We start from the raw sequence: 25,783 nt of genomic DNA, 5'->3' as shown, positions 1-25,783 counted from the left end.
CCGGGCAAGACTGTCTCTTGCGCGGCCGCGCGGGAATGATAGGTAGGACTTCACCCATCAGCCCGTTCCGCGTCAACAGACTTTAAAGATCTCATGACCCAGCCCGTGTTCCGCTTCGCGCCTTCGCCCAATGGGCACCTGCATCTGGGGCATGCGCTATCGGCTCTGCTCAACGCGCGGGCGGCTGTCGCGCTCAGTGGCCGGTTTCTCGTGCGCGTGGAAGACATCGACCAGACCCGCTGCACGCCGGAGCTTGAGCGGGACATGTTCGAGGATCTTGCCTGGTTAGGCGTGCCGCTTGATCAGCCCGTGCTGCGCCAATCGGAAAACTTTCCGCAGTACAGGGCAGCCCTGGAACAGCTGCAGGACATGGGGCTGGTTTACCCCGCCTATCTGACGCGTGCAGAAATCAAGGCCTTTGTTTCTGCTGCCGAGGCCGATGGGGAAAGCTGGCCCCGCGACCCCGATGGGGCGCCGCTTTATCCAGGCGATGCAAAGGTTTTGCCGCCGGAGGAATTGAAAAGCCGGGCTGCCAGCGACGCACCGTTTTCACTGCGCCTCGACATGAAACGCGCTCTTGAACAGATCGGCGGTCCGCTGACATGGCAGGAAACGGGCGCGGAAGGCGATGCTATTTTTGCCGAGCCGGTCGCCGTTCCGGTCGATGCGGCTGCCTGGGGCGATGTTGTGCTTGCTCGCAAGGATACGCCGACAAGCTATCACCTGTCCGTTGTCGTGGATGATGCCAGACAAGGCATCACTGACGTGCTGCGCGGACAGGATCTCTATCATGCCACCAGCGTGCACAGGGTCTTGCAGGTGCTGCTTGGTCTGCCGGCGCCGGTCTACCGGCATCATCGGCTGATCCTCGGGCCGGACGGGCGCAAACTGTCGAAATCCAGCAAGGATACCAGCCTCAGGTCGCTGCGGGAGGCGGGCATGACGCATACCGAATTACGCAAGCAGATCGGACTTTAGGGTGTGGATTCAGCGCAGGCTCATGCCGAACCAGTGATCCAGGAACCAAATCCACAAGCTGGCCGTGACGATGGCGCAGAGCGTGGTCATGGTGATCGCATTTGCAGACATGGAATGGCCGGTGCCATAGCGGTTGGCGAAAATATAGGCGTTGACGCCCGTCGGGCAGCTTGCCGTCAGGGTCGCAACCGCCGTCCACAAGGGCGGCAGGTGGAATACGAAGGCCCCGACCGCGAAAACGACGATCGGCATGAGCAGCATCTTGATGACGCTGAGCAGCAGGCCTGGCACAATATTGCCGCGCATGCCGTATTGCACGAGGCTCATACCCAGGGACAGCAGGGCCAGAGGCAGGGCCGTTGCGGCGACGCGGCTGAGCACGTCAAGGGCGATCTCAGGCAGGTTCAGTCCAGTCAGTCGCCAGAGAAAGGCGGCGACGATGGTGACGACAAGCGGGTTTTTCACCAGGCTTTTTCCCGCGCCCATCAGCAATTGGGAGGTGGGGGGGGAGGTCGTGCCATTGTCGATTGCCGCCGCCCGTTCCATCGTCACTGCCATCAGCACCGTCATCGTGGCAAGGTGGATCGAGATGATCAGCAGCAGCGGAGCAAGGCCTTCGTCGCCATACACCGAAGCCACCAGCGGCAGGCCGACCAGAACCGTGTTGGCGAAGGCAGCGGAAATGCCGCCGATTGCGCTTGCCCTGGCATCGCGGCCGAACACCTTTCGAATGATCAGCGACCCCAGAACCCATGCAAAGCCGACGCCAATGAAGTAAGTTGCCCAAAGCGCCAGCGGTACGCCCGCGCTCAGGTCTGCGCTGATCAGCGTTCGGAAGATCAGCACCGGAATTGCCACCACATAGACGAACTGCCCCAGAGCTTCACTGACGCTCTGGGCAAGGATGCGTGTTTTGGCGAGGCAGTAGCCGATTCCGATCAGAAGGAATACCGGGGCGACGATCGTAAGTGTTTGTGCAAGCATCTAAGCGGCAACCCGAAGGCTGTTTCCGGTTTTTGGGACAGGGCAATGGTGGATGCCGGTGTGGATGGACAGCGGCCACACGGCAAGGTAAGCAGAATTTCGACCAACTTGGCTTTTTGCCGCTTGTCTGGCAAGCCCGGTTGAGCCCCGTTCAGGCGAAGGATCTCTGGCCGTATGGCAAATCATGACGAGGATAGCGTCAAGCTTGCGCTTCTGGCCCACGATCTCAGAACGCCGCTTGCCGCCATGCGTCTGACCGCGGAACTTATCGGGACAGGCCCTTTGAACGGGACGCAGAAGGAGCAGTTGTCGATCCTGATTCGCTCCATCGACGCCTTGACGCAGATGACGGGTGAACTGGTCACGGCCGCCGAACCGGGATCGCACGGCGAATTGACCCCTGCCCGGATCGCCGACGTGGTCACGGAAATCGCCGATCTCTTCAAGGTGGCGGCGGAAGCGAAAAACCTGACGTTGACGCTTGAAATCGACGGGGAGGCCGGCGAAGCGGTGACCCCCAGCGGCGGCACCTTGCGCCGGGTGATCATGACATTGCTGGACAATGCGGTGAAATACACCGCCGAAGGTGGCGTAACAGTCCAGGTTCAGGCAAGCGGCGGCGGTCCAGATGATATGCTCGGGCCAGACGTTGCTCCAGACGATGACCCGGGCGAAGCCAAGCCCTCTTCCATCCTGATTTCCGTTTCAGACAGCGGGCCGGGCATCGAACCGGAGGAAGGGGCGCGGCTGTTCCGTCCATTCGTGCGGGGCCGACATGGCCGGGAAACCGCGCCTGGAACAGGTCTCGGTCTTTGGGGCACGGCCCAATTCGTTCGCGACATGAACGGCCGTCTGACGCTGGAGCGTTCGGAAACCGGCGGCAGCCGTTTCAACGTCGAAATTCCGCTTCATGCAGACGATGAGGATCTGTTGCGGGCCGAGGGCCTGGCGTCCGGGGCATCGGCAGCAACCGCAAACGCTTCACCCACCGGGCCGCTGTCGGCGCACGTGCTTATCGTCGATGACAACGAAACCAATTGCCGTCTGCTGGCAGCGCTGCTGGAATCCTTCGGCATTTCGTCAGAGGCCGCCAGATCCGGCGAACAGGCCATAGGCCTTGTTCAGAAAACCGACTTCGATGCGGCGCTGCTCGACCTGCACATGCCCGGGATGAGCGGTGTTGAAACGGCTGTGGCACTTCGGTCTCTTCGTCCGGACCTGCCGCTGATTGCCGTGACAGCGGCGCTGGAATCGGTTGGCGACAAGCGCCTGCGCGAGGCCGGGTTCCGGGAAACCCTGACGAAACCCCTGTCCCCTGCTGCCCTTTTCGAGGCGATGAAACAGGCTAGCAGGCACAAAGTGGGTTAGGGGCTCCCCCAGGAGACCCTAGCTCGTCAGGGCTGTTTCGCCGCGGCGCAGGGTCAGGACCTCGACACCATCGGCGGTGACCGCGACCGTGTGTTCGAACTGCGCGGACAGCTTGCCGTCTTTTGTCACCACCTTCCAACCGTCCTCTTCGGTCAACACCCTGCTGGTGCCCTGGTTGATCATGGGCTCGACGGTGAAGACCATGCCTTCGCGCAGCCTCATGCCGGTGCCGCGCCGCCCGAAATTCAGCACGCTGGGTTCTTCGTGCATTTCCCGGCCGATGCCGTGCCCGCAATAATCGCGAACCACCGAATAGCCGTTCTTCTTTGCGTGTTTTTCGATCGCGTGGCCGATGTCGCCCAGATAGGCTCCCGGCTTCACCTGTTCGATCCCCTTCCACATAGCGTTCTGGGCAACGCGCACAAGACGTCTTGCGGCCGCACTGGCGTTTCCGACCACGTAGGTCTTGCTGGAATCGGCAATGAAACCGTTCTTTTCCAGCGTGATGTCCAGATTGATGATGTCGCCGTCACGGATGATCTCGTTCTGATCCGGAATGCCGTGGCAGACCACCTGGTTGATCGAGCAGTTCAGGACATATTGAAACCCGTATTGCCCCTTGCTGGCCGGACGGGCGGCAAGGTCCTCGGTGATGAAGCGCTCCACCATGTCGTTGACCGCAAGGGTCGACAGGCCGCAGAGGTCGACGCCATCGAGCATCTCGAAGACGGAGGCAAGCAACCTGCCCGAGTTGCGCATGAGGTCCAGTTCTTCCGGGCTCTTGACCATGTCAGGCAACCGCCGCATCTGCTGACGGAACCTGCGCTGCCTCGAGCTGCATCTTCACGATGTCGCTGTAGGAGAGGGTCGGGTTGGCCTCTGCCAGCATGCCGATCTTCATCCAGAATTCGGCCTGCGCATTGATGGAGCGGCACATGACCGTGCTGGCCCGGCGGACTTGCTCGTGCAGATCTTCATCGATCTTGACGATGCCCATGAGTGTCTCCTGAAGTGAGTGAATATATGAAACGTATATGTTTCATATATATTGTTCAATCCAGGATCCCGCAAGCCCGGTTTTGTGGGGGGGCTGGAACGGTTGCGATGCGGCCCTAAACGTCCGTGGCAACCATATTTCTTGCTGCTTCAAGGGCTTGTTCCAGCCGGTCATCCCCCCAGTAAAGCTCACCGTCCGGAAGGACAAAGCTCGGAGCGCCGAAAATGCCCAGTTTCTCCGCCTCAGCCACGGCGGCGCGCAGACTTATCTTGGTTTCCCGGCTGTGCGCGGCTTCCAGAACCTTCTTTGCCGGAGCGCTGGTTTCCAGAAGCAGCTCGGCCATCAGGCTTTCCTCGGCAATATCCAGCCCCTGTCCGAACTCGGCGATATAGACCGCCCGCGTAAAAGCGCCAATCCAGGGCTGGTTCTGACCTGCATGCGCAATGCGGGCCGCCAGCAGGGAATCCTGCGGAAAGGGCATAGGCATGGTGAGCGGCAGGCCGTAGCGTTCGCAAAGCCGTTCCATGTCGCGCCACATATAGCGACCCTTGGCGGGGAATAAATTGAAAGGGGAGGTCGGCCAGCCCTGTTTCTTGAAAATGGGTCCCAGCAGGAACGGCTTCCACGCTATGGTGACGCCATAGTCACTTGCCAGCGTTTCGATCCGCATGGCCGAGAGATAACTGTAAGTGGATGCAAACTCGTACCAGAATTCCACCACCGGTTTCCGGTCCTGCTGCAATGACACAATATTCGTGCCTGTAGGGGCCGCAGGCGGCTGAGTATTTTTCACATTCCGCAACTCCGCAAAATCTGAACCGGCCGGTATCAGGAAGGGATTGGACAGGACCATCGGATGCGCTAAAGAGCAGCCATGTCGCAGACCCGTCACCAACAGCATAATCCCAAGACCGGCTTGAGCAAAACTGCCAAGTGGTGCGTCACGCATCCAATGCTGTGCGCCGGGCTTTACATCTGTCTTGTGTCGCTGTTTTTTCTGGCCTTTCCCGGCGTCGACCTGAGGGCGAGCGGGCTTTTTCATTTCGGTGATGAGGGCTTCAAGGCCGAGAACATCGCGTTTTTGCGCGATGTCCGCCATCTGGGGCCGTTCCTCGTGCGGGTGATTGCCATTGCCTGCGTGGCGGTTCTGCTCATCAAGTTGCTGGTACCGGGACGCCCGCCGCTGATGCCCCTGCGCCAGCCTGTGTTTCTGCTGTCCACGCTGATCCTTGGTCCAGGGGTGCTGGTCAACCTGGTCCTGAAGGACAACTGGGGCCGCCCGCGGCCGCGGAATGTCGAGATCTTCGGTGGGGACCTGCCTTACCAGCCGGTCTGGAAAATCTCGAATTATTGCGACAGCAACTGTTCCTTCGTTTCCGGCGAAGGTTCGGCTGCCATGTGGCTGGTGGCGGCGGTTGCGTTGCTTGTGCCCGCGACCTGGCGGAAGGGCACCCTTGCCTTTCTGATCCCGCTTGGCCTGATCCTGTCGGCCAACCGTGTCGCCTTCGGCGGTCACTTCCTGTCCGATACGCTGTTGTCCTGGGGGGTAACGCTGCTGCTGATCCTTGCGGTCTACCATCTGCTGTACCGCAAGACCCCGCCCCTGGTGAGCGATCGTCAGCTCGATGAATGGCTTACTGTGTGGGGGCGGCGGCTGCAGCACATGTTGCAAAGGCTGGCATTTCGGGCGCGGCGGACGTTTCGCAAGGTCGGCCAGGTCTTTTCCGAGCGCTAAGTGCTTTTCATTTCTTGCGCGGCCTGGTGCGTTTCAGAATGCGGGCAAAGCGCAGGGGCGAGCGGTCTTCCACCCAGGTGATGGCCATGTTGAGCGGAGGCGTCTTGCGCCTGCGGCTGCGCAGCATACGCGCGGCGCTCCGGTTCGTGCCGACAATGATAATCATGCCAAGCGCAAGCAGCGGAACGCCGGTCGGGATCGGCAGCCAGACCGTTATCAGTCCGGCCAGGATCAGCGCGGCCGCAAGGGACCACCACAGAATTTTCATTTTCGTGCCAAGGAAGCCGTGCAGGTCAGACACCCTTACATCAGTGTCTGAGACGGATTTATGAACCCGGACCCGGCAATCCTCGGTCACGTGGTCTTTTCAAAACAAGATCCGGGGCTTCTTAAACGCGTGCTGTAAGATCCTGCAGAAGCCGTTCACCGCCGGTCCGCACAAGCTGGAACACCTGCTCGAAGCCGTCCGGCCCGCCGTAATAGGGATCGGGAACGTCCTGCGGCGGCGCGTTCAATAGAAGCCGCAGCCCGCTAGAGCCTGCCCCGCCCAGACGCTTGAGGGCGGCGAGATTGTCCCGGTCCATCGCGACGATGGTTTCGAAACGGCGGAAATCTCCGGCACTTACCTGCCGGGCCCGTTGGGAGGAGATGTCGATGCTGTGCTGCGCCGCGATCTCGATGGAGCGCGGGTCCGGCGGGTTGCCGACGTGCCAGGCGCCTGTTCCCGCAGAATCGATCTCGAACCTGTCTTCCAGGCCAGCTTCGCTTACGATGGTCCGGAAGACACCTTCGGCAAGCGGCGACCGGCAGATGTTGCCAAGGCAAACGAAGAGGACGGTGTGGGCCATGAGAGGTATCCTTAGAACAGACGCGGGGCCGAAGATGTCAGTCCGCCTTCGGGCTGACACAGAACTGGATTAGACGCACGGCAGGCGCAGGGTTCGCTTTGAAGCCGGCCCTCGCGCAAAACAAGGAGGATCATATGGTTGAACGACTGAAGCCGGAAGACCGCGCTGCCGGACTGAGCGACTTGCCGGATTGGCAAATGTGTGATGGCCGCGAAGCAATATCGAAATCCTTCAAGTTTCAAGATTTTCGTGAAGCCTTCGGGTTCATGACCCAGGTCGCGCTGGTGGCGGAAAAGATGAACCATCATCCCGAGTGGTTCAATGTCTACCGCAGCGTCGACATTACCCTGTCGACGCATGACGTCGGTGGCCTCAGCAAGCTGGATCTGAAGCTTGCGGTCGAGATCGACAATATTGCCGGCAAGATGCAGTGATGCTTCTAGCCGGGCACTGATTGTTTGGTGATTTATGGGGCCACACCCTAGCTGCCCTTGATCAGCACGAACCGGTGACCGCCCTCAACGCGTTCGGCCTCCAGCAGGGTATGACCCTGCTCATTGCAGAAATGAGGAATGTCGATTTCCGCCATCGGGTCGGTGGTCAGCACGGTCAGCTGCTCGCCGCTGGCAAGGCGGGTGAGGGCCTTGCGGGTCTTGAGCACAGGCAGCGGGCATTTCAGACCCTTCAGGTCGAGTGTCGTTCCGGTCGTCAAGAAAGTCTCCGTGACAGGGGCCGTTTCAACTCGGCCGGGGTGTTCCCTATATTAGGCTCTTCATACAAGAAGGGGTCGTCAGCCGCCAGAGTTTGACTTGTGCTGCGTTGACAGCGGGCAAGGGAAGCTGGCAGGAACGGATTCCGCCCGTTTCACCGTCTCACTTCCCGGAAGTTGCCCTCATGACAGACCAGCCAATCACTTCATTCGATGTTCTCGATTTCTGGTGGCAGGCCGGCCCGGAGAAGTGGTTCGCAAAGGACGACAAGTTCGACAAACGATGCCGGGAGCGGTTCCTGCCCGCCATCGAGGATGCGGCAGAGGGCAGGCTAGATGCCTGGGCCGAGACGGCCGATGGCGCGATTGCGCTGCTCATTCTGCTCGATCAGTTCCCGCGTAACGTCTTCCGGGGCAGCCCCAAGGCGTTCCGTGCGGACCCGAAAGCGGTTCAGATTGCCGAAATCGCGCTTGAGCGCGGCTTCGACCGGGCTTTTCCGAAAGAAGCGCGCAGCTTCTTCTATCTGCCGTTCGAGCATTCGGAAGACATGGCGCATCAGGAACGGTCCGTCGATCTCTGCCGGATTCTCGGAATTCAGGAAACCTACCACTACGCGCTGATCCACCTCGACGTCATCCGGCGCTTCGGCCGCTTTCCCCATCGCAACGAGGTTCTCGGCCGGGAATCGACACCCGAAGAGACCGCCTATCTGAAAAGCGGCGGGTTTTCGGCCTGATGGCAAAACAGCGGTTCAATGCCCCGGAACGCCGTTCCGGCAGCCGCTGCTTTTAACGTGACTGCACAAAGGCTTGCGGGCGGTGCCGGCAGGCTTAGAGCCTTACCGAAAACTGCCCGCGCAGCTTTCAAACCTGCCTTTTTGCTTGCGCAGCCTTCGGTGTGGCTGGGCGCCAAGTGGCTGCCTATAGCAGAGACTGGGATGCCTGCCTGACGTTCTGGGTGGAAGCGTCGATCTGTGCTGTCGCCGAAGAGATGGCCTGCATGTTGTTGGTGATCAACTCAACCCCTTGAGCTGCTGCCTGCATGTTCGATGAAATGTCGTTCGTAACAGCCGCCTGCTGCTCGACCGCCGACGAAATGCTGGCGGCAATCTCACCGATGCTGTTGATCACTTCCATGATGTTCGAAATCGCGGTCACCGCATCATCCGTGGTTTGCTGCACGGAGTTCACCTGGGTCGAGATTTCTTCGGTTGCCTTGCTTGTTTGCGAGGCCAGGCTTTTGACTTCGGATGCGACGACCGCAAAGCCCTTGCCGGCTTCCCCGGCACGCGCGGCCTCAATGGTCGCATTCAGCGCCAGAAGGTTGGTCTGGTTTGCGATTCCATCGATCAGTTCGATCACCGAGCCGATCGTCTTGGCATCTTCCGAGAGCCCGGACATGATCTGGCTGGAGCGTTCGGCTTCGCCAACGGCCTTGTGGGATACATCAAGCGCAACCTGAACCTGGCGGCTGATTTCCTGAATAGACGCCACCAACTCTTCTGAAGCTGCTGCAACAGTCTGAACACTGGAAGACGTCTGCTCGGATGCGGAAGCCGAGCTGGTGGCTTGTTCCGTTGTCTCGGCAATTGCCCGCGCGATTTCCTCAAGGTCGGCATCGATTTCGCGCTGCGTGTTGATGCGTCTGTGACGCTCGCGAACCTGTGCCGTGACGTCGGTGGCGAATTTCACCACCTTGTAAGGTCGGCCCGCTGCATCCATGATCGGGTTATAGGTTGCACGGATGTAGACTTCCTTGCCCCCTTTGCCGATACGCTTGAATTCGTCCGCCTTGAATTCACCGTTGGCGAGGTCTTGCCAGAAGCGCTTGTATTCCGGGCTGTTGCGGAATTCCGGCTCAACGAACAGGCTGTGTTGCTGGCCCTTTATTTCGTCGAGCGAGTATTCCATCACGGACAGAAAGTTGTCGTTCGCGTCCAGGATCTTGCCAGTCAAGTCGAATTGAATGACCGCCTGGGATCGGCTGATCGCGTTGACCTGTCCTAGGTAATCCGCGTTCCTGAGCTTTTCTTCCGTAATATCGGTGGCAACCTTGACCACTTTTACGACGCGGCCAGAACGGTTCTTGACCGGGTTATAAGATCCTTGGATCCACACTTCAGCGCCGCTCTTGGAAAACCGCAAGAATTCCGATGACCAGAATTCACCGTGTGCAAGCTTGTCCCAGAAGTCTCGATAGTCAGAGCTGTTTGAATACTCTGCGTCGACAAAGATCTTGTGATGCTTGTTCCGGATTTCTTCAAGCGTATAGCCCATGAGGCGAAGAAAGTTCTCGTTCGCCGTCAGGATCGTGCCATCGGGTTTGAACTCGATCATCGCTTGGGACTGGCTGATTGCGTCCAGTGTCGCTTGAGCTGCGCCGTCTAAAATTCCCAGCATTCTTGTGATTTCCCGCCACTAAACTCGTTGCATAAAATGTAAGCGTGGTGACCTTAAACAAAAGTTACTTTAGGTTATATTTGGCGCTGTATGTTTTACGGATTGCTGATGAAATCGAATTTTTGATCAAAAAAATCTCAACCTATCCTAGCGTTTAACCAACCTTTGGTCGGCTCTGTAGTCTTTAATTGCAACTTATGGTAACTATAAGTAGTGGTACGTAGTTTTTAGACTTGAGTTTTTCTTATATGTCGTAAAATGCCAAGTTTTTTACTTGTCATGGCAACTGTAAGACTTTAAGCAGTAAGGAAGTGTTCATACTTGAGGTGATGTGCTGCCGGCCCTGTCGAGGCAGGGCTCCATTTGCGCGGAAAACAGGCGGTAAACAGGCTCAAAAAGGGGTTGTGAGCGGTCTCATGCCGGGTGAGCTTCCGCGCCTGTTGCGTTTTTTCGTTCAGGAGGCAAGCAGGCCCTTGGCCCTGAGCGTGACGCGGGTGGCGTCGTTGAGGTCGTAGTTTTCAAGGTCTGCGGGAAGAACCCAGGCGTGATCCTCGAATTCGTCGTTGATGGAAACGTTCCGGTTCGAGGCTGTGCAGTCGAAGATGAGGTAGATCATATAGATCTGTTCGGTCGTGCCGTCCGGATATGTCTTTGTCCGGATATCGTCCCGGAAGGTCCAGGGTTGCACCGTCTCGATGGTCAGGTCGGCCCCCAATTCTTCAGAGATTTCCCGAAGCAGACCCTCTGTGATCTTTTCACCTTGTTCCAGGCCGCCGCCCGACAGGGCCCATTGGCCTGGAAAGACGCCGCGGTCGCTTGGCATCTTGCACAAAAGGTATGCGCCTTCATTTTCGATCAAAGGGCAAACAATAATTCTTTGACGCATGGCTTTCTCAATCTGTCTGATCGGTCGAGGAGATTTGTGGGGCTTAAACCGTGGCGGGGGCGGCCGAAGTCATTGGGTCGCTTTCTCTGTATGGCGGGAATGCCGGGCTATCTCAAGCCGTGCGACGCCAAAGGCGCCTGTCTGATTTCCTTCAGCCGCATGCCTTGTTGAAACATTGAGGTCCTGGCGCAGTCGCCGTGGTCCTTGCGGCCGCCGGCGTTTCACGCATGGCGGTCCAGGCGCCCCGGCGGTCTCGATTGTTCGCGGGTTTCTATTGCAATGCGGCTGCCGCATTTTTATGCGCATGGCCTTTGCCGCTTGTTTGTGCCTATTTTTTAAACACTAAATCGGCTGTTGTTTAAAACGTGGGCAGAAAAGCTGCCTGAAAAGCTGTCATCCCATTTTGGCCATAAAGTCCTTCCTGCTGTTTTTTGCGATGCAAAACCGCAGGATTCCGCGAAACAGTTTCTGAAAAAGCAAAGTTGGCACGGTCCTTGATTAGTAGGGGGCGACACCGGCCCGGGCCACTACACGTGGTGACGCCGAAGACCTGAGAAGATCCTTCCAGAGGGGGACAGAACCAGGCGCAGTTTCCGGGGTGGTTGGCCGAGCTTCTTCGACGGGAAGGGGCGCTAAGAAGGGGAATGGAACGAGCAATGAAAATAGTGATGGCCATCATCAAGCCGTTCAAGCTCGACGAAGTGCGCGATGCCTTGACCAGCATCGGCATCCAGGGGCTGACGGTGACTGAAGTGAAGGGCTATGGCCGCCAGAAGGGGCATACCGAAATCTATCGCGGCACCGAATATGCCGTCAGCTTCCTGCCGAAGCTGAAGATTGAGGTCGCTGTGGATGCTGCCTCCGTCGACAAGGTCGTCGAAGTGATTTCCGGCGCCGCCAAGACCGGCCAGATCGGGGATGGAAAGATCTTCGTCCATTCGATCGATCAGGTCGTGCGCATCCGTACCGGCGAAACCGACGCCGAAGCTCTGTGATTTAGGTAAGGAAACGTATCATGAAAAAACTTGTCGCTAAGGGCGCGACGTCGCTGGCTCTGCTGAGCCTTACGGCTTTGCCGGTGCTTGCGCAGGATACCGAAGCTGCAGCCGCTGCTGCTCCGGTCGCAGTCTCTCCCGAAGTTGCCTATATCTTCAATACGCTGCTGTTCCTCATCGGCGGCTTCCTGGTCATGTGGATGGCTGCTGGCTTTGCCATGCTCGAAGCCGGTCTCGTCCGCTCCAAGAACGTGTCGATGCAGTGCCTGAAGAACATCACGCTTTACGCCATCGCGGGCCTGATGTTCTGGATCACCGGTTACAACCTGATGTACACCGGCGTTGACGGCGGTTTCATGGGCTCCTTCGGCCCGTATGCGTTTGACGCCGTCGGCGGTGACGCACTCGACACCGGTTACTCCACGGCGTCCGACTGGTTCTTCCAGATGGTCTTCTGTGCGACCACCGCGTCGATCGTGTCCGGCACGCTCGCCGAGCGCATCAAGCTGTGGCCTTTCCTGGCTTTCACCGTTGTCCTGACGGGCATCATCTACCCGATCACCGGTTCCTGGGAATGGGGCGGCGGCTGGCTCAACGGCGAAGCCGTGAAGTCCATCGGCGGCGCCGAGTTCTCCGACTTTGCCGGTTCGACCCTCGTTCACTCCGTCGGTGGCTGGGCTGCCCTGGCCGGTGCGCTCATCCTGGGTGCCCGTAAAGGCAAATACGGTGCTGACGGCTCCGTGCACCCGTTCCCGGGTTCCTCTATGCCGCTCGCAACCCTCGGCACCTTCATCCTGTGGCTGGGCTGGTTCGGCTTCAACGGTGCGTCCCAGCTCGCAATGGGCTCCATCGGTGACGTCTCCGACATCTCCCGCATCTTCGCCAACACCAACATGGCTGCTGCTGCCGGTGTCGTCGTCGCGGTCATCCTGACCCAGATCCTCTACAAGAAGGTCGATGTGACCATGGCTCTGAACGGTGCCCTGGCCGGTCTGGTTGCCATCACGGCAGAACCGCTCGCACCGAGCGTGTGGGTTTCCGTCTTCGTCGGCGGCGTCGGCGGTGTGATCGTGGTCTTCGCGGTTCCGATGCTCGACAAGCTGAAAATCGACGACGTCGTCGGCGCCATTCCGGTTCACCTGCTGGCAGGTATCTGGGGTACGCTGATCGTGCCGCTGTCCAACTCCGACGCTTCCTACCTCACCCAGCTCATCGGTATCGTGTCCATCGGTGTCTTCACCCTGGTCGTGAGCTCCGTGATCTGGTTCGTCCTGAAGGCCACCATGGGTATCCGGGTGTCCGAGGAAGAAGAAGCGCTGGGTCTCGACAAGGTCGAAATCGGTGTGGAAGCCTATCCGGAATTCGGAACCGGCTCCGGTCGCCTGTAAGGCGCCCATCCGAATACATCTCCCAGGCGGTCTATTGGCTCAGACCGCAAACTTGGAAAGCCCGGGGGCAACCCCGGGCTTCTTTTTGTTCAAAAGCTCGTTTGAGGTCGATCAGCCTAAAAAATATGCGAATGGCTAGAAATTAATCTGATTAAAAGCCCGCGATGGGTGGCTGTCTTCCCTCTGCGATTAAAACATTGGCTGATTCCCGCGCCTTTTTTCATCTTTTGCCCTTTTGGCATGCAGTTTGAATGCTGTGCGCTCCGAAACGCAAAAACAAACGGCAAATTGCCTATCTGGGGGTCAAAATGAATCAATCCGGGGTCGGGGCGGACGTCTTTTTCGTCCTTGTGGGAGCTATTCTCGTTTTCGCCATGCACGGGGGCTTCGCTTTTCTGGAGGTCGGCACCGTCCGGCAGAAGAACCAGGTCAATGCATTGGTGAAAATCCTTGTCGACTTTGCCCTGTCGACGGTGGCCTATTTCTTCGTCGGATATGCCATGGCGTATGGAACGACCTTTTTCGTCAATGCAGCGACGCTGTCCGGGGGCGGCGAGGGGTTCGAACTTCAGGGCCTGAGCCTGGTGAAGTTCTTCTTCCTGACCACCTTCGCCGCAGCGATCCCGGCGATCATCTCCGGCGGTATTGCGGAGCGGATGAAGTTCTGGCCGCAGTGTCTTGCGACCGTCGCTTTGGTCGGTATCATCTATCCTCTGTTCGAAGGGCTGGTCTGGAACGGCAACTTCGGTTTCCAGGGATGGCTGGAAGCCACGTTTGGCGCACCATTCCATGACTTTGCCGGCTCTGTGGTGGTGCATGCCGTCGGCGGCTGGATCGCGCTTGGCGCTGTGCTGCTGCTTGGCGCGCGCAGGGGCCGCTACGACCGCAACGGCCAGCCCATCGGCATTCCGCCGTCCTCTCTTCCCTGGCTTGCCATGGGGTCCTGGATGCTTTGCGTCGGCTGGTTCGGCTTCAACGTGATGACGGCTGCATCGCTTGAGAGCATCTCCGGCCTGGTGGCGATCAACTCGCTCATGGCCATGGTCGGCGGTATTCTGGTGGCGCTGGTCGTTGGCCGCAACGATCCGGGGTTCGTTCATAACGGCGCTCTGGCCGGTCTCGTGGCCGTCTGCGCGGGGTCGGATGTCATGCATCCGATCGGCAGCCTGATTGTTGGCGGTGTCGCCGGGGCTGTCTTCGTCACCGGTTTCGAGATCTGCCAGAACAAGCTGAAGGTCGATGACGTTCTGGGCGTCTGGCCGCTGCACGGCATTTGCGGTGCCTGGGGTGGTCTCGCTGCCGGGGTCTTCGGGCTGGAAGCCCTTGGCGGCCTTGGCGGCGTGTCTCCGGTTTCGCAGGTGATCGGCACCGTTCTGGGGGCAGCCTACGCTCTGGGAGCGGGGCTTGCAGTCTACGGTGTCCTGAAAGCCGTCCTGGGCCTCAGGCTGTCACAGGAAGACGAACACCGCGGCGCCGATCTTTCGATCCACAAGATCAGCGCCAATCCGGAACACGATCTGGGGCGCTGAAATGCCGGACCGCGCGCCGGGTGACGGCGCGCGGTCCTTTCGGGAAAATTCGGAATTCGGGCCGAAAACCAGCCTCGCTCAGGCAGCGGTGCTTTCGCCGCGAAGCAAGCCGGCAAGGTTGTCGTGGCTGTCCACCACCTTGTGTGCTCCGGCGGCAAGCAACTGTTCGCCGTGGCCATCATGACAATGGCCACCGCCGACAAATCCCCACACGGTCATGCCAGCGGCAAGGCCGGCCTTCACGCCGTTGACGCTGTCCTCCACCACGAGGGCGGCTTTCGGGTCAATGCCCAGTTTTTCAGCCGCGAACAGGAACAAGTCCGGCGCCGGCTTGCCGTTGGCAACCTGCTCTCCGGAATAGATATGCGGCTCGAAATAGGGAAACAGCCCGGTGTGCTGCAGCTTGTGGGTCAGACGGTGCATGCGGGAGGAGGAGGCAACGGCGCGCGGGCCGTCATGAGCTTCCAGCAACGCCTTGATGCCCCTGATTTCCTCAAGCTCGCGGTCGATCCTCTGCTGGGTGGCGGCGTCCAGCTCCGGACCGAAGGTTTCGGGCAGCGGTCCCTTTCCAAGCGTCTGGTAGTCCCGGTCGAGCGCTGCCCAGAAATCCGTGCTGCCAAGCCCCTGGAACTTGTCCATATAATCGTGAAGCTCATACTTGAGGCCTATCCGGGCTAGATGCTCGCGTTCGACTTCGACATAGATGATTTCCGAATCCACCAGAACGCCGTCACAGTCGAACAGGATCGCTTCAAATGCCATGGATGAGGGGCCTTTCGGGTTAACCGGAAAAACTGGGGCAGGGGATGTCGGTGTTCAAGACTGGCTGCCGTCAGTGCGAGCCGTCGAACAGGCCTTTAACGACTTGTCGTTGAAACAATATGACAAGCAGGGCTGGTGGCACCAAGGCAAGCACGGCCAGCATCAATCCCCGCAGGCTCGAATTGCCGAAAAACTGCATGCCGCGCACCAGCGTGTAGGTGCTTTCATCCGACGTCACGATGACCGGCCACAGATACTGGTTCCAGCCGTTGACGAACATCACCAGGAAGAGGGCCGCTGCTGTCGGCAGCGACAGGGGCACCAGTATGTCCTTGAAGAACTTCAGCGGGCCGGCGCCGTCGATCCGGGCCGATTCCAGCAGTGCGTCGGGCACCGTCATAAGAAACTGGCGGAAGAACAGTGTTCCCAGACCGGAGGCCACCAGAGGCAGGATGAGGCCTGCCCGCGTGTTGACGAGGCCGAGGTCCACAGTCACGGCGTAGGTCGGCAGAAACCGCGATTCCAGCGGCAGCAGCAGGGTCAGCAGCAGCACGGCGAAGATGGCGCTGGCAAAGCGGACGCGGAAATAGATCAGCGCGTAGGCCGTCATGAGCGACAGAACGACCTTCAGCGTTGCAAAGCCTGCACCCAGAAGGAAAGAGTTCCACATCATGGACAAGGCCGTGACATCACCTGAAAAGCCTGCGCCCGCCTGCAGAAAGTTTCCGTAGTTTTCCAGCGCATTGCCGCCCAGATCGAGCCTCGGTCGGACGCGGCCACCCTCATGGGTGGTGGCGGCAAAGATCGCATAGACGGGCAGCGTCATCAGGAGAGCGCCGCCTGTCAGAATCAGATGATCAAGAAGCTGGGCATGCCAGCGCCGCCAGTTGGGCATATGCGATTGGTTCCTCAAATCGATCCGAAGTAACCGGGGCGGGCGTGCTGCGGGGCCGGAGCACTGGGGTCAACGTCGCAAGGGCGGTTCACCGACGAAGGTCCGCAGCGAGCAACTGCCCATGCAGACCTGTTGCCGAGACGGCGGCGGCGATCGCCGGTTGCAGAGTATTATGGATAGTCACGAGCCAGGGCAAGAAGGATTTCGGTCGGCCTGCAGGCACTACAAGCGCAAATCTGACGGTCTGCCTTGGCCGCAAAAGACACTTGTCTATGACGTATGTTCAGACATCCGGTGTCGATGAAGATTGCAACTCGTCACAGACGGTGCGGCACAGTCCCCTGCTTTTTTTGATGGCTTGCCTAAAGCACCACTATGCCGGAGTGTTTGGCCTTGTGTTCAGGTTCGACGTGAATGGTGATCCGGGCGCCAGGGACATCTTCAACGATGGCAGCCTCGATGCGGTCGCAGATCTCATGCGCCTTGTCGACGGACATTTCGCCCGGCACCACCAGGTGAAAGTCGATGAAGGTGGATTTTCCGGCAATGCGGGTGCGCAGGTCGTGCGCCTCCAGGGCGCCTTCGCCATGTTCTGAAATCAGAACACGGATCTTGTCCAATGTGTCGTGCGAAGCGGCTTCGTCCATGAGGCCGCCGACGGATTCCTTGACGAGACCCCAGCCGGACCAGAGCACTGTCAGGCCAACGAGAACCGCAAGCGCGGGGTCCATGACCTTCCAGCCGGTGAGCATTACCAGCACAACACCGCCCAGAACACCGACGGAGCTGGCGACATCCGTCATCAGGTGCTTGCCGTCGGCAACCAGGGCCGGTGAGCGCGCGTGCTTGCCGTATTGCATCAGATAGCGCGCCCAGGCACCGTTGATGACGGCGGCAAGCAGGTTCATGCCGATGCCGGCGGGGGAATATTCCGGGCTGTCGCCACTGACAAAGCCGAGCCAAGCTGCACGGAAAATCGACAGGGCGGCAAGCACGATCATGACGCCGACGAGAACCGCCGCGAAATACTCCACCTTGTCATGGCCATAGGGGTGGTTGCTGTCGGCCGGTTTGGCCGCGAACCAGACGGCCGCGAGCGTTGCGACGGCGGACGCAATGTTGACGATGGTTTCCAGCGCATCGGAGTAGAGCGCGATGGAGCCCGTCAAAAGGTAGGCACCGATCTTCAGGCCGAGAACAATCACGCCGAAAACGATGCTCAAAAAGGCGATCCGAAGCCTGCGCTTCAACTTCATGCGTTCCCCCAGAACCCATTCGCTCCGCCGGATGAAGGCAAAGCAGAGAACGTGACCGGCCGCTGGGTGTTGCAAACCGTGCGCCAACAAGGCGTTCACGGTTTAAGGCCGGCCGAACGGGGCAAGGGGTAGCAGTTTTCTCCGGTGTTACAACCCGGCTTGTGGGATGAATGCCCTGATTTTCAGAGGGAATTGATATTTGGCCACACAAAAGGAGGCGGTTCAGAGACCGCCGATCCTGTTCATTGTTGCTGCGCCAATGATCCGGCCGGGGCCATCGGGATTTTCAAGCTGCACAACAACCGCGCAACGGGCATCGCCCTTCAGCATCAGCTTGGACTTGGGCATGCGGAACGTTTCCTGGCCGCCGGACCACATGCCCATGGGCTGCAGGTTGCGCACCACATTGACGTAACGCACCTTGCGGCCCGCGTTTTCGCCGCGGCCGATGTCGACCAGAGCCTCATCCTGCATGCGCAGGAAATAGATCGTCGCCATGTTGTATCCCTTTGGCAGGGTACCGTTCACCGTCGCCTGAACGACCATGTCGGTGATCTTCAGATCGATCGTGGCGGTGAAGGCATCCGTGCGTTCCAAAGCGGCCCTGACGTCCCCCTCGCGGCTGCCGATGACATGCTCTTCACCGTTGATGACCATCTGCGGGGTGTAGACCGAGCGGTCGCCGCGCCGCGTGGCGTAGGCGCGCTGGCGCTGTGAATTGACGGGACTTGCCAGCGTGTCCTTCCAGCCGAGGTAATCCCAGTAGTCGACGGGCAGCACCATGGTCAGGACGTTGTTGTCCTCTTCCACCAGCTTTTCCGCCAGCCGGTCGGCCGGTGGGCAGGAGGAGCAGCCCTGACTGGTAAACAGCTCGATGACCTTTTCGGGCTGCGCCAGCGCGCTGTTCAGCGGCGCGGACAGGGCAACTATTCCGCCGGTTACAAAAAACATTGTTCGGAGGGCCTTGCCGGCCTTCCGGGAGAACGATCCCACCATTTGGTTCATGTCCTTCTTCGAGTGCTACCAAAATATGCAATCGCGCTCTCAACCGAAAGTCACGAGCGGGTGACTTTGCCAATCGACGCGCTCATTCGCGCGTTTGTGACAGGGTTTCACCATTTGGCGTGGGGCACTTTCGGCAAAAACGGCAGGAGCGCTGTCAGCCTATCGGCCTGCCGGCTGCCTGTGCAGGCGGTGCTGGATTGTCCGGGAGAGAGAATCATGTGGTTGACGACCGGCACCAAGCTGTTGCCCGGTGCCTTGGCCGGTGTTTATCGCATAGTCTGCCAGGTCTCGGCCGGGTGCTGACCCGTCGTCCTGCCTGTTTAAACCGGAGACAAGATCCCCTGCCTGGCGAACAAAAAAAAGGTCATGAGGTCTGTGACTTTGCCGTGCTGACAAGCGCCGCGCTTCCGTGGATGACCGGTCCCTCCTTCATCTCGCTCTGGCATGCCTGTGGCCTGACGGCCCTTGGCTATCGCGTCGTCTATGTTCTTCCCTGGCTCGACGCACACTCGCAGCAACGCCTGTGGGGCGAGGCGCGCTTTGCCGATTTTGAAGAGCAGCTCGCCTGGCTACAGAGCGAGCTTCAGTCCTTCGGGCCCTACAAGCTGCCGGACTGCCGGCCATACCGGGCGCGGTACGTTGCAGGCATGGGGTCGATCGTGCCAATGGAGGACGTCTACCGCGCCGCGCCGCCGGCCCGGTGTCTGGTCGCCAGCGAACCGGAGCACCTGTGCTGGTATCCGGTAACGACCGGGCGCAAGGGCATTCGCGCAGACAAGACCATCGGCCTCTGCATGACCGATTACGAAACCTACATCCGTATGTCCGGGCTGCCTTTTCCGGGCAGTCTCGCCCGCCTGGTGTCCTATCTTCATGGCCGCGCCCTGCGGCTGCGCATCGATCTGCCTCTCAGTCTGTCACCGGCGCTGACCTTGCCGGGCGTCACCATGCCGGTGGAACGGGTGACCGGCGTCATGCCCGGCTATGCGCAGGTGCCGTTGGTTACAGAAGAAACGGAAGGGATCTATTTCCTGGGGGCGTTCCTCTGGGAAAAGGGTCTCGACGACCTTGCCCGCATCGCGGCTCGTGCCGACAGGTCCATCGATGTCATTGGCGGCGGCCGCGATGAAGCCGAGTTTCGGGCCTTCGCGCAGAAGGAAGGCGCGGATTTGCGTTTCTTTGGGCCAAACCGCCGGTTCTGGTCCGATATCGGTCGTTACCGCATCATGGTGAACCCGTCCCGCAGCGAAATCCTGTGCACCGCCACCGCCGATGCGCTCGTTGCCGGCCGGCATGTCATCCTGCCCGATTGCCCGGGCAACCTTCCCTACAAGGCTTATTCCAACGCGCATTTCTATACGGATCTGGATGGTGCTCTTGAGGCGCTGGATTATGCCTTGAAGACTGTGCCGGAGCCACCGGTTGCCGCACGTGAGGATTTTGACTGGATGAGTGCCTGCCGCCGTCTCGCCGGGCTCGCCGGACTATAAGGCTGAGGTCGCTCGCTTCAGAATTCAGTGCTGGGGCTTTGGAACGCACAGGCGTATCGGTTCGTCGCATACCGAAATCTGCGCCGGAACATGGGCAACAATGTCGCCGTCTGCCTGTATCGGGTCGCCAGAGGGGCCAAGAATCTCGACCGTCCGGACAGGGTGCTGAACGGCAAGGCCAAGCCGCAGCAGAAGACCTGTTGGGATCAGCAGAAAGCGCCCAAAGACGGACATGGCTCCGCCTGGTGGAAACACCGTAACATGCAGCCCCGGACTGGCGAGGTCGCCGCTTGGCGCGAGCACGAAGGTCCCGCCATAGCGCTTTCCACGGCTGACGATGAGTGTCGCCGCCTGAACGGCCTTGCCGTCCATCTGAACACTCAGCGGCGGGCAGGACCAGTGCCGCAGGGTGCGGAAGACCTCCAAGAGATAGGCCGCTTTGCCGAAAAGGGTCTTTGTTGCACGGCTGAGGCCCGACACCACCTGGGCGTCGAGACCGATGCCGGTCATCATCATGAAGCGATGACCGTTGACCTGGCCGGGCTGCATCTTGAGTACGTGCGCTTCCGTGAGACAGCTTGCAATCTTGTGCGGGTCCGTACCGATGCCCAGTTCATGGGCCAGCACATTCGCCGTTCCAAGGGGAATGAGACCGAGCGGAGGTGTTTGCGGGCCGGCACACTGGACCGCATCGTTGATTGTGCCGTCGCCACCTGCAATAGCCAGGATATCGGCGTCGCCTGATGTCGTTTCCCGAACGAAAGCGGCGGCATCGCCTGCTTCTCTCGTGGTCAGGATTTCGCAGGAGTGCCCACCTGCCTCAAGCAGGGCCAGGACGGCGTGGAAGCGGGTTTCGCGCTTGTGGCCGGTGCGAGGGTTGTAGACGACCCGGATTTTCAGGCCCTGCCCTTGCAGGTGACTGCCTCCCGTTGTGGGGCCCTGGTCGTCGGTCGGCATCGATCAGGCTCGGGATACGTGCCGGGTACGCGGCACGTCGCCGGATAGCCGCGAAGCATTCGCGGCATGGGTGCGGGAAGCGCCGATGCGGTCCATGATCTCAAGGATGTCGGCAGGCGAGGTGTTGGCGGCAACCGGCTGCCGTGCCTGGCCGGTCTCTGCGGCGGATATGGCTGCCTTGAAATGCTGTGAAAAATCAGCCGTCGTTGAAAAGGCCTGTCCCGCTCCCGTCTTTACAACATGGCGCAGGACAGCGGCTTCCTGCGGCAGCGCCAGGCTCTTGTCGAGCAGCATGGACAGGCCGAGCGCCATGGCTTCGCTGGTGCTGCCCGGCCCGGGTTTGCCGATGAAAAGATCGCTGGCGGAAAGATACTGCGCAACCTTGTCGGTAAATCCGAGCACCTGGACCGGATACGGCAGATCCATGGTGCGCAGTTCGTCGGCAAGTGCTTCGTTCCGGCCACAAAGAAACACCACCTGGGCAGTGTGCGGGACGTCTCGCATTGCCTTGGCCAGTTCGATCATGCGCATGCTGCCCTGGGCCCCGTAAAGCACGGTCACGACGGGTCTGGCAGGATCAAGGTTCAGCGCCTGCTTGCTGGCGCGCTGGGTCGGGTCGGTGAATTCCGGCCGGATCAGCAAGCCGCCCATCGCATGGACCTTGCCGGCAAGCTTCGGCAGTTTTTCAGCATTGCGCACGGCATCCTGCGTGCCGCAAATCGCGTGATAGTCGCCCCGGTTGGGAAACCAGACGCCCCTTGCCAGTTCCGCCCAGTCGGTGATCATCACCGCGCCTTCGGGCATCAGACCGTCGTCAATGGTGGCGCGGTAGCGTTTCAGGGCTTCCAGCATCACCCGGTTTCCCAGCGGCATGACCGACAGCACGACATCCGGGCGGATCTCTTCGAAATGCCGCGCCAGGATCTTGATGGCAGGCGGTTCGCAGAACACGTAGTTCAGGCGCAGGGCCGCATAGAAAAGCCAGCAGGTGAGGCCCGTGCGCCCCTGTCGCAAGATGACCTCGTTGTAGATGTTCTCACCGGTGCGAGAGCCGAAGCGGCTGAAGAGGTCGAGATGCGGGATCAGCGAGGTATAGGGGTTTATCAGGCTAACCCTGTATCTGCCGGACCCTTCGAGGCATGCTTTGAGGGCGAAGGCGCTGGCCCTGTGGCCACCGCCTGCGTCCGTATAGATCACTGCCACATGGACGGGATCCGTCATGCACCACCTTCCGGGGCTGCACCGGCCGGAGAGGTGCCGGATTTTGGCAGCACTAGATGCTCCCGGGTCATCGGCACGTCGTTGTTCAGCCCCTTGGTCATCAGCAGATGATACAGCCGGTTGTCGCCCCAGCTGAAGGAGGAGCTTGCCACTTCCAGATACAGCCGGAAGCTTCTGACGAAGGTGTCGTCATACATCTCGCGGATACGCTCGATGTTGGCGTCGAAATTGGCGAGCCAGTATTTCACCGTCGGCGGATAATGCAGCCGGATATTCTCAAGGTCGATCATGTAGAGATCATTCCTGCCGGCGGCCTCGACCATTGTCGTCAGTGGTGATGCCTGTGTTCCGGGGAAGATGTATTTGTCGATCCAGGGGTCGATCGGCCGGGGAATTTCGTTGCCGATCGTATGTACGAAGGCAAGGCCCTGCGGCTTGAGGATATGGGCGATCCGTTCGAACACCGGTGCGATCTGGGCATTGCCCATGTGCTCGACCATGCCGATCGAGGCAACCTTGTCGTAAAGGCCGTCGGCTTCGCGGGCGTCCTTCAGGCGGATCTCGATCTTGTCGGAGAGGCCGCGCTCGGCAATCTTTCGAACCGCGTAGTCGCGCTGTTCCGCCGAAATGGTGAAGCCGACACCCGTGATGCCGTAGTTTTCGGCGGCATACATCAGAAAGCCGCCCCAGCCGCAGCCGAGATCGGCAATGTGTTCACCCGGTTTCAGGCACAGCTTGCGGCAGACCAGTTCCAGCTTGTTGTTCTGGGCTTCGTCCAGCGTGTTGTCCGGCGAGGTGAAATAGGCGCAGGTATAGATCATGCCCTTCCCGAGCAGGATCTCGTAAAACTCGTTGCCGATGTCGTAGCTGAAGGAAATGTTTTCGCGCGAGCGGGCAATGGTGTTGCGTGCGCGCAGGAAATGAAACGCCAGCTTGAGCCGAAGCATCAACGACATGGGCCGCTCGGCGAAATCGATGGCAAAGCCGAGGTAGAAGAGCTTCTTGATGTCGCCTTCCACCTCGATGTCGCCCAGCATGTAGCTCTCGCCAAAGCCCATGAAGGCGTCCGAAAGCACCCTGGAAAGTGCCCGTTCGTTCTTGAAAATCAGGATGAACTCCGGCTCGGACCCGATGGAGAAGCCGGTTCCGTCCCAATAGCGAACCTCGAACTGTGCGTCAGGAGAAGCCGCAGACATGGCTTCTGCGAGCTGGCGGATAACGTCTTTCATCGGTGGGCTTTCTGAATCAACGAAGAGAATTGGCAGGACGGCGTTTGGGCCCGCTGATCGCAGTCCAAATCGAAATGATGCTGTCCCTGTACTCCGGCATGGTCCGCTTCAGCTCGTCGTGGAGCGCGGGCAGATTGTGATAGGGCACACCAGGGTACATGTGATGAGCCGTGTGATAGCGAAAGCCCACGGGCTGCACGATCAGAGCCAGGGGCGATTCTATCGTGAAACTGTCGATCATCTGGTCTTCCCGGCCGGAGGTTTCTGCCAGGCGTTCCAGCTCGTGTTCCAGCGGAATGCGCGCGGTCAGAAGCGCCCATCCCAGAACCAGCACTGCATAATAGAAAGGCAGCGCACCGGGAAAGAAGACGATTGCGGCCAGAAAGAGCACCAGCGTCACCCGGGCGTGCCGGCTGACTTCAGCCTGCTGTTCGGGCGTCAACGACGAGCTGAGCGAAAAGCCGAGCTTTTCTGTCGCCCAGCGGTCGAGCGCCGCTTCCAGCCGGAAGGCGCCGAACGCGGCGGTTATCGTCATCAGAAGATTGGTGAAAGGCACCAAAAAGGGGATGACCAGCAAAACCATGGTCATGGCAAATGGATTGCCGCGTACGAGCGGGTATTGCGGGTCTTCAGGCGTGCCGAAAACGCCGAGCCGATGATGGGCCAGATGCGGCAGCTGGAACCGCAGCGGCGGCACCATGACAATGAGCGCCACCGTCCAGGTGTAGAACGTTCGGAAGCTGCGCAGCTTCTCGTCCTTGATATGAACGATCTCGTGACAGAAAAGACCTGCGCGGTGCAGGCCGAAAGTTGCCAGTAGCCAGGGCAGGATGACCATTGGCCAGGAAGCGTTCACACCCCAAACGAAGCCGGCAACAAAGAGCGCCAGGTAAATACCGAAATCGCGAAAATAGATGGCTGGTCGAGGTATGAAATAGTCACGCGCAATCATGTCGTTCCAACCTGGTGCGATAGGGTCGAGGCAGCAGCACTAGCTTAGGCTAGTGTCTCAGATCAAGCCTGTATTGAACGCTGCGACACCCATCATGTAATGAATGAGTATAACGCCGGCGATGTTCTGGTGTCTGATGTAGATCCAGCCGAAAATAAATCCGGTGCCAATGGTCATCAGCACGGCTGGAATGCCGAAATGCAGGTGAAACATTCCGAACAGCACCGAGGCGAGCAGAACCGAGCGCCATTTGCCCTTGTCGCCCAGAAACCTCTGGAAGGAAGACTGCAGAAAGCCTCTGGCGATGATTTCCTGCAGGGCGCTGTGAAGAAAATAGCTCAGGGTCCCCAGCAGATTGAACGGCAATGGTTTGCCAGGCAGCGCGTCGAAGGATTTCAGCACCGCCGCCAGACCCCATGCAAAGATGCAGAGCCCGACTGAAATGAACGCGCCTTCGATCAGGGATTTCTTCAGACCGACAGTGGTTATCCCGAGCGACGTGACCGAAATGCCCATATGGCGGATCACGAACAGGCTGGGAACCAGCAGGATGGCGAGATACTGCCAGGCGAAGACCTCGGTGTAGACATCCACATGGACGATTGTCCGGGCCAGCACGTTGTTCACCAGCGTGCCGATGGACATCATGATCAGCGAGTAGACGAAGAACTTGCCGAATTGTTGCTGTTCGTTTCGAAGGTCCAGTTCCCGCTGCAGGGCCGCGACGTGCTCTTGCGTGGAGGCGCGCATGCGCCGGGTGACGAAGGAGGCGAGCGCGCCCTTGAATTCGGCGAGTCTGGCTTGGCCGTCGGCGAGCTCAAGGATCCGGTCCGGCTCGATTTCCAGCACGACGCCGCCCGTTTCCGCGCGGACCGTAGCCGAGCGTGGTTCACCGTCCAGAAGGGCCATTTCGCCGAAGGGCTGTCCGGGCCCTATTTCCGCAACACGGTGGTCCGCGCCCGTCTCTCCCCCCTTGCGGTAGATGCCGAATGTACCTTCCAGCACGATGTAGAGCGCGTCGCTGCATTCTCCCTCGACGATGACATCCTCATGCGCGGCGACAGGAACCTCGCGTGAGGCCGCCTGTACCGCGTCGGCAACCCGCTGCGGCATGAACTCCGTCATCTTCCGGAAGATCGCCTGAAGATCGTCCGTTTCCCGGGGCTTTTCTTCAACGTGACTGGAAGCGCTGTGCATGC

At 59.7% G+C, this 25,783-nt stretch carries 27 protein-coding genes; 9 read left to right on the top strand and 18 right to left on the bottom strand.

The window, feature by feature from the left end:
- Window positions 1-93 precede the first annotated feature (93 nt).
- Window positions 94-978, top strand: a complete 885-nt coding sequence (gluQRS, locus tag V1T76_RS12910) for a tRNA glutamyl-Q(34) synthetase GluQRS (RefSeq protein WP_330561063.1) — start codon at window positions 94-96, stop codon at window positions 976-978.
- Window positions 979-987: 9 nt separating this feature from the next.
- Here gluQRS and V1T76_RS12905 read toward each other — a convergent pair whose 3' ends face one another.
- Window positions 988-1,962, bottom strand: a complete 975-nt coding sequence (locus V1T76_RS12905; protein WP_330561062.1) for an AEC family transporter — start codon at window positions 1,960-1,962, stop codon at window positions 988-990.
- 174 nt (window positions 1,963-2,136) lie between these two features.
- On the opposite strand from V1T76_RS12905, the gene V1T76_RS12900 reads away from it, so the two are divergent.
- Window positions 2,137-3,330, top strand: coding sequence for a hybrid sensor histidine kinase/response regulator (locus tag V1T76_RS12900; RefSeq protein ID WP_330561061.1), 1,194 nt, complete (start codon window positions 2,137-2,139; stop codon window positions 3,328-3,330).
- Window positions 3,331-3,348: 18 nt separating this feature from the next.
- On the opposite strand, the gene map is transcribed toward V1T76_RS12900, so the two are convergent.
- The 3 genes from map to V1T76_RS12885 all read right to left on the bottom strand — a co-directional run bounded on the left by map (window position 3,349) and on the right by V1T76_RS12885 (window position 5,426).
- The gene (gene map, locus V1T76_RS12895) at window positions 3,349-4,119 is read right to left on the bottom strand and encodes a type I methionyl aminopeptidase (protein WP_330561443.1); all 771 of its coding nucleotides are present in this window, start codon (window positions 4,117-4,119) and stop codon (window positions 3,349-3,351) included.
- A gap of 1 nt (window position 4,120) precedes the next feature.
- Window positions 4,121-4,327, bottom strand: a complete 207-nt coding sequence (locus V1T76_RS12890) for a ParD-like family protein (protein WP_148583704.1) — start codon at window positions 4,325-4,327, stop codon at window positions 4,121-4,123.
- Window positions 4,328-4,442: 115 nt separating this feature from the next.
- Complete coding sequence (locus tag V1T76_RS12885; RefSeq protein WP_330561060.1) at window positions 4,443-5,426, bottom strand: 2-hydroxychromene-2-carboxylate isomerase; 984 nt, start codon at window positions 5,424-5,426, stop codon at window positions 4,443-4,445.
- On the opposite strand from V1T76_RS12885, the gene V1T76_RS12880 reads away from it, so the two are divergent.
- Complete coding sequence (locus V1T76_RS12880; RefSeq protein ID WP_330561059.1) at window positions 5,409-6,062, top strand: phosphatase PAP2 family protein; 654 nt, start codon at window positions 5,409-5,411, stop codon at window positions 6,060-6,062. The genes V1T76_RS12885 and V1T76_RS12880 overlap by 18 nt on opposite strands.
- A 7-nt stretch (window positions 6,063-6,069) precedes the next feature.
- Here V1T76_RS12880 and V1T76_RS12875 read toward each other — a convergent pair whose 3' ends face one another.
- The gene (locus V1T76_RS12875) at window positions 6,070-6,330 is read right to left on the bottom strand and encodes a hypothetical protein (protein WP_040440926.1); all 261 of its coding nucleotides are present in this window, start codon (window positions 6,328-6,330) and stop codon (window positions 6,070-6,072) included.
- 121 nt (window positions 6,331-6,451) lie between these two features.
- Window positions 6,452-6,910 (bottom strand): low molecular weight protein-tyrosine-phosphatase, encoded by a 459-nt coding sequence (locus tag V1T76_RS12870; protein ID WP_330561058.1) that lies wholly within the window; start codon window positions 6,908-6,910, stop codon window positions 6,452-6,454.
- Window positions 6,911-7,008: 98 nt separating this feature from the next.
- On the opposite strand from V1T76_RS12870, the gene V1T76_RS12865 reads away from it, so the two are divergent.
- The gene (locus tag V1T76_RS12865) at window positions 7,009-7,344 is read left to right on the top strand and encodes a 4a-hydroxytetrahydrobiopterin dehydratase (RefSeq protein ID WP_330561057.1); all 336 of its coding nucleotides are present in this window, start codon (window positions 7,009-7,011) and stop codon (window positions 7,342-7,344) included.
- Between the two features lie 47 nt (window positions 7,345-7,391).
- Here the strand turns inward: V1T76_RS12865 and V1T76_RS12860 are convergent, their stop codons facing one another.
- Window positions 7,392-7,622, bottom strand: a complete 231-nt coding sequence (locus V1T76_RS12860; RefSeq protein WP_330561056.1) for a sulfurtransferase TusA family protein — start codon at window positions 7,620-7,622, stop codon at window positions 7,392-7,394.
- Window positions 7,623-7,804: 182 nt separating this feature from the next.
- Between V1T76_RS12860 and V1T76_RS12855 the strand changes: the two genes are divergently transcribed.
- On the top strand, window positions 7,805-8,356 hold the full coding sequence (locus V1T76_RS12855) for a DUF924 family protein (protein ID WP_330561055.1): 552 nt from the start codon (window positions 7,805-7,807) through the stop codon (window positions 8,354-8,356).
- Window positions 8,357-8,540: 184 nt separating this feature from the next.
- On the opposite strand, the gene V1T76_RS12850 is transcribed toward V1T76_RS12855, so the two are convergent.
- Both V1T76_RS12850 and nudI read right to left on the bottom strand, forming a co-directional pair.
- Entirely contained in the window at window positions 8,541-10,019 is a 1,479-nt protein-coding gene (locus V1T76_RS12850) for a methyl-accepting chemotaxis protein (RefSeq protein WP_330561054.1), read from the bottom strand.
- A gap of 454 nt (window positions 10,020-10,473) precedes the next feature.
- Window positions 10,474-10,905, bottom strand: a complete 432-nt coding sequence (nudI, locus tag V1T76_RS12845; protein ID WP_330561053.1) for a nucleoside triphosphatase NudI — start codon at window positions 10,903-10,905, stop codon at window positions 10,474-10,476.
- 656 nt (window positions 10,906-11,561) lie between these two features.
- On the opposite strand from nudI, the gene V1T76_RS12840 reads away from it, so the two are divergent.
- The 3 genes from V1T76_RS12840 to V1T76_RS12830 all read left to right on the top strand — a co-directional run bounded on the left by V1T76_RS12840 (window position 11,562) and on the right by V1T76_RS12830 (window position 14,817).
- Window positions 11,562-11,900 (top strand): P-II family nitrogen regulator, encoded by a 339-nt coding sequence (locus tag V1T76_RS12840; RefSeq protein ID WP_006938248.1) that lies wholly within the window; start codon window positions 11,562-11,564, stop codon window positions 11,898-11,900.
- Between the two features lie 20 nt (window positions 11,901-11,920).
- Window positions 11,921-13,288: an ammonium transporter gene (locus V1T76_RS12835; protein WP_330561052.1), complete on the top strand. Its 1,368-nt coding sequence runs from the start codon at window positions 11,921-11,923 to the stop codon at window positions 13,286-13,288.
- A gap of 308 nt (window positions 13,289-13,596) precedes the next feature.
- Entirely contained in the window at window positions 13,597-14,817 is a 1,221-nt protein-coding gene (locus tag V1T76_RS12830; protein WP_330561051.1) for an ammonium transporter, read from the top strand.
- Window positions 14,818-14,895: 78 nt separating this feature from the next.
- On the opposite strand, the gene V1T76_RS12825 is transcribed toward V1T76_RS12830, so the two are convergent.
- The 4 genes from V1T76_RS12825 to V1T76_RS12810 all read right to left on the bottom strand — a co-directional run bounded on the left by V1T76_RS12825 (window position 14,896) and on the right by V1T76_RS12810 (window position 18,681).
- Window positions 14,896-15,579 (bottom strand): HAD family hydrolase, encoded by a 684-nt coding sequence (locus V1T76_RS12825; RefSeq protein WP_330561050.1) that lies wholly within the window; start codon window positions 15,577-15,579, stop codon window positions 14,896-14,898.
- Window positions 15,580-15,649: 70 nt separating this feature from the next.
- Window positions 15,650-16,474 (bottom strand): carbohydrate ABC transporter permease, encoded by an 825-nt coding sequence (locus V1T76_RS12820; protein ID WP_330561049.1) that lies wholly within the window; start codon window positions 16,472-16,474, stop codon window positions 15,650-15,652.
- Window positions 16,475-16,836: 362 nt separating this feature from the next.
- Window positions 16,837-17,730, bottom strand: a complete 894-nt coding sequence (locus V1T76_RS12815) for a cation diffusion facilitator family transporter (protein ID WP_330561048.1) — start codon at window positions 17,728-17,730, stop codon at window positions 16,837-16,839.
- A gap of 222 nt (window positions 17,731-17,952) precedes the next feature.
- A complete protein-coding gene (locus V1T76_RS12810; RefSeq protein WP_330561047.1) occupies window positions 17,953-18,681 on the bottom strand; it encodes a DUF1223 domain-containing protein in 729 nt (242 codons plus the stop codon).
- 440 nt (window positions 18,682-19,121) lie between these two features.
- Here V1T76_RS12810 and V1T76_RS12805 point away from each other — a divergent pair, with 440 nt between their 5' ends.
- On the top strand, window positions 19,122-20,225 hold the full coding sequence (locus tag V1T76_RS12805; protein WP_330561046.1) for a hypothetical protein: 1,104 nt from the start codon (window positions 19,122-19,124) through the stop codon (window positions 20,223-20,225).
- Between the two features lie 24 nt (window positions 20,226-20,249).
- Here V1T76_RS12805 and V1T76_RS12800 read toward each other — a convergent pair whose 3' ends face one another.
- Genes V1T76_RS12800 through V1T76_RS12780 form a run of 5 tightly spaced genes read right to left on the bottom strand, consistent with a single transcriptional unit; the run spans window position 20,250 to window position 25,781 of the window.
- A complete protein-coding gene (locus tag V1T76_RS12800; RefSeq protein WP_330561045.1) occupies window positions 20,250-21,182 on the bottom strand; it encodes a diacylglycerol/lipid kinase family protein in 933 nt (310 codons plus the stop codon).
- A gap of 3 nt (window positions 21,183-21,185) precedes the next feature.
- Window positions 21,186-22,403, bottom strand: coding sequence for a glycosyltransferase (locus V1T76_RS12795; protein WP_330561044.1), 1,218 nt, complete (start codon window positions 22,401-22,403; stop codon window positions 21,186-21,188).
- Window positions 22,400-23,632 carry a cyclopropane-fatty-acyl-phospholipid synthase family protein gene (locus V1T76_RS12790; RefSeq protein WP_330561043.1) on the bottom strand — a complete coding sequence of 411 codons (1,233 nt, stop codon included), beginning with the start codon at window positions 23,630-23,632 and terminating at the stop codon, window positions 22,400-22,402. The genes V1T76_RS12795 and V1T76_RS12790 overlap by 4 nt, the downstream gene beginning before the upstream one ends.
- A gap of 16 nt (window positions 23,633-23,648) precedes the next feature.
- Complete coding sequence (locus V1T76_RS12785; RefSeq protein WP_330561042.1) at window positions 23,649-24,584, bottom strand: fatty acid desaturase family protein; 936 nt, start codon at window positions 24,582-24,584, stop codon at window positions 23,649-23,651.
- Between the two features lie 57 nt (window positions 24,585-24,641).
- Window positions 24,642-25,781 (bottom strand): cyclic nucleotide-binding domain-containing protein, encoded by a 1,140-nt coding sequence (locus V1T76_RS12780; RefSeq protein ID WP_330561041.1) that lies wholly within the window; start codon window positions 25,779-25,781, stop codon window positions 24,642-24,644.
- Between the last annotated feature and the right edge of the window lie 2 nt (window positions 25,782-25,783).

It is taken from the genome of Roseibium sp. FZY0029, assembly GCF_036350355.1.
Lineage (GTDB): Bacteria > Pseudomonadota > Alphaproteobacteria > Rhizobiales > Stappiaceae > Roseibium.
This window is presented reverse-complemented; position numbering and strand designations above follow the sequence as displayed.

Bases quoted from the DNA above. Each gene is read 5' to 3' on its own strand.
- gluQRS (WP_330561063.1), top strand. From the start codon at position 94: ATGACCCAGCCCGTGTTCCGCTTCGCGCCTTCGCCCAATGGGCACCTG.
- V1T76_RS12905 (WP_330561062.1), bottom strand. From the start codon at position 1,962: ATGCTTGCACAAACACTTACGATCGTCGCCCCGGTATTCCTTCTGATC.
- V1T76_RS12900 (WP_330561061.1), top strand. From the start codon at position 2,137: ATGGCAAATCATGACGAGGATAGCGTCAAGCTTGCGCTTCTGGCCCAC.
- map (WP_330561443.1), bottom strand. From the start codon at position 4,119: ATGGTCAAGAGCCCGGAAGAACTGGACCTCATGCGCAACTCGGGCAGG.
- V1T76_RS12890 (WP_148583704.1), bottom strand. From the start codon at position 4,327: ATGGGCATCGTCAAGATCGATGAAGATCTGCACGAGCAAGTCCGCCGG.
- V1T76_RS12885 (WP_330561060.1), bottom strand. From the start codon at position 5,426: ATGGCGGACATCGCGCAAAAACGCGATGTTCTCGGCCTTGAAGCCCTC.
- V1T76_RS12875 (WP_040440926.1), bottom strand. From the start codon at position 6,330: ATGAAAATTCTGTGGTGGTCCCTTGCGGCCGCGCTGATCCTGGCCGGA.
- V1T76_RS12870 (WP_330561058.1), bottom strand. From the start codon at position 6,910: ATGGCCCACACCGTCCTCTTCGTTTGCCTTGGCAACATCTGCCGGTCG.
- V1T76_RS12855 (WP_330561055.1), top strand. From the start codon at position 7,805: ATGACAGACCAGCCAATCACTTCATTCGATGTTCTCGATTTCTGGTGG.
- V1T76_RS12850 (WP_330561054.1), bottom strand. From the start codon at position 10,019: ATGCTGGGAATTTTAGACGGCGCAGCTCAAGCGACACTGGACGCAATC.
- nudI (WP_330561053.1), bottom strand. From the start codon at position 10,905: ATGCGTCAAAGAATTATTGTTTGCCCTTTGATCGAAAATGAAGGCGCA.
- V1T76_RS12840 (WP_006938248.1), top strand. From the start codon at position 11,562: ATGAAAATAGTGATGGCCATCATCAAGCCGTTCAAGCTCGACGAAGTG.
- V1T76_RS12835 (WP_330561052.1), top strand. From the start codon at position 11,921: ATGAAAAAACTTGTCGCTAAGGGCGCGACGTCGCTGGCTCTGCTGAGC.
- V1T76_RS12830 (WP_330561051.1), top strand. From the start codon at position 13,597: ATGAATCAATCCGGGGTCGGGGCGGACGTCTTTTTCGTCCTTGTGGGA.
- V1T76_RS12825 (WP_330561050.1), bottom strand. From the start codon at position 15,579: ATGGCATTTGAAGCGATCCTGTTCGACTGTGACGGCGTTCTGGTGGAT.
- V1T76_RS12820 (WP_330561049.1), bottom strand. From the start codon at position 16,474: ATGCCCAACTGGCGGCGCTGGCATGCCCAGCTTCTTGATCATCTGATT.
- V1T76_RS12815 (WP_330561048.1), bottom strand. From the start codon at position 17,730: ATGAAGTTGAAGCGCAGGCTTCGGATCGCCTTTTTGAGCATCGTTTTC.
- V1T76_RS12810 (WP_330561047.1), bottom strand. From the start codon at position 18,681: ATGTTTTTTGTAACCGGCGGAATAGTTGCCCTGTCCGCGCCGCTGAAC.
- V1T76_RS12800 (WP_330561045.1), bottom strand. From the start codon at position 21,182: ATGCCGACCGACGACCAGGGCCCCACAACGGGAGGCAGTCACCTGCAA.
- V1T76_RS12795 (WP_330561044.1), bottom strand. From the start codon at position 22,403: ATGACGGATCCCGTCCATGTGGCAGTGATCTATACGGACGCAGGCGGT.
- V1T76_RS12790 (WP_330561043.1), bottom strand. From the start codon at position 23,632: ATGAAAGACGTTATCCGCCAGCTCGCAGAAGCCATGTCTGCGGCTTCT.
- V1T76_RS12785 (WP_330561042.1), bottom strand. From the start codon at position 24,584: ATGATTGCGCGTGACTATTTCATACCTCGACCAGCCATCTATTTTCGC.
- V1T76_RS12780 (WP_330561041.1), bottom strand. From the start codon at position 25,781: ATGCACAGCGCTTCCAGTCACGTTGAAGAAAAGCCCCGGGAAACGGAC.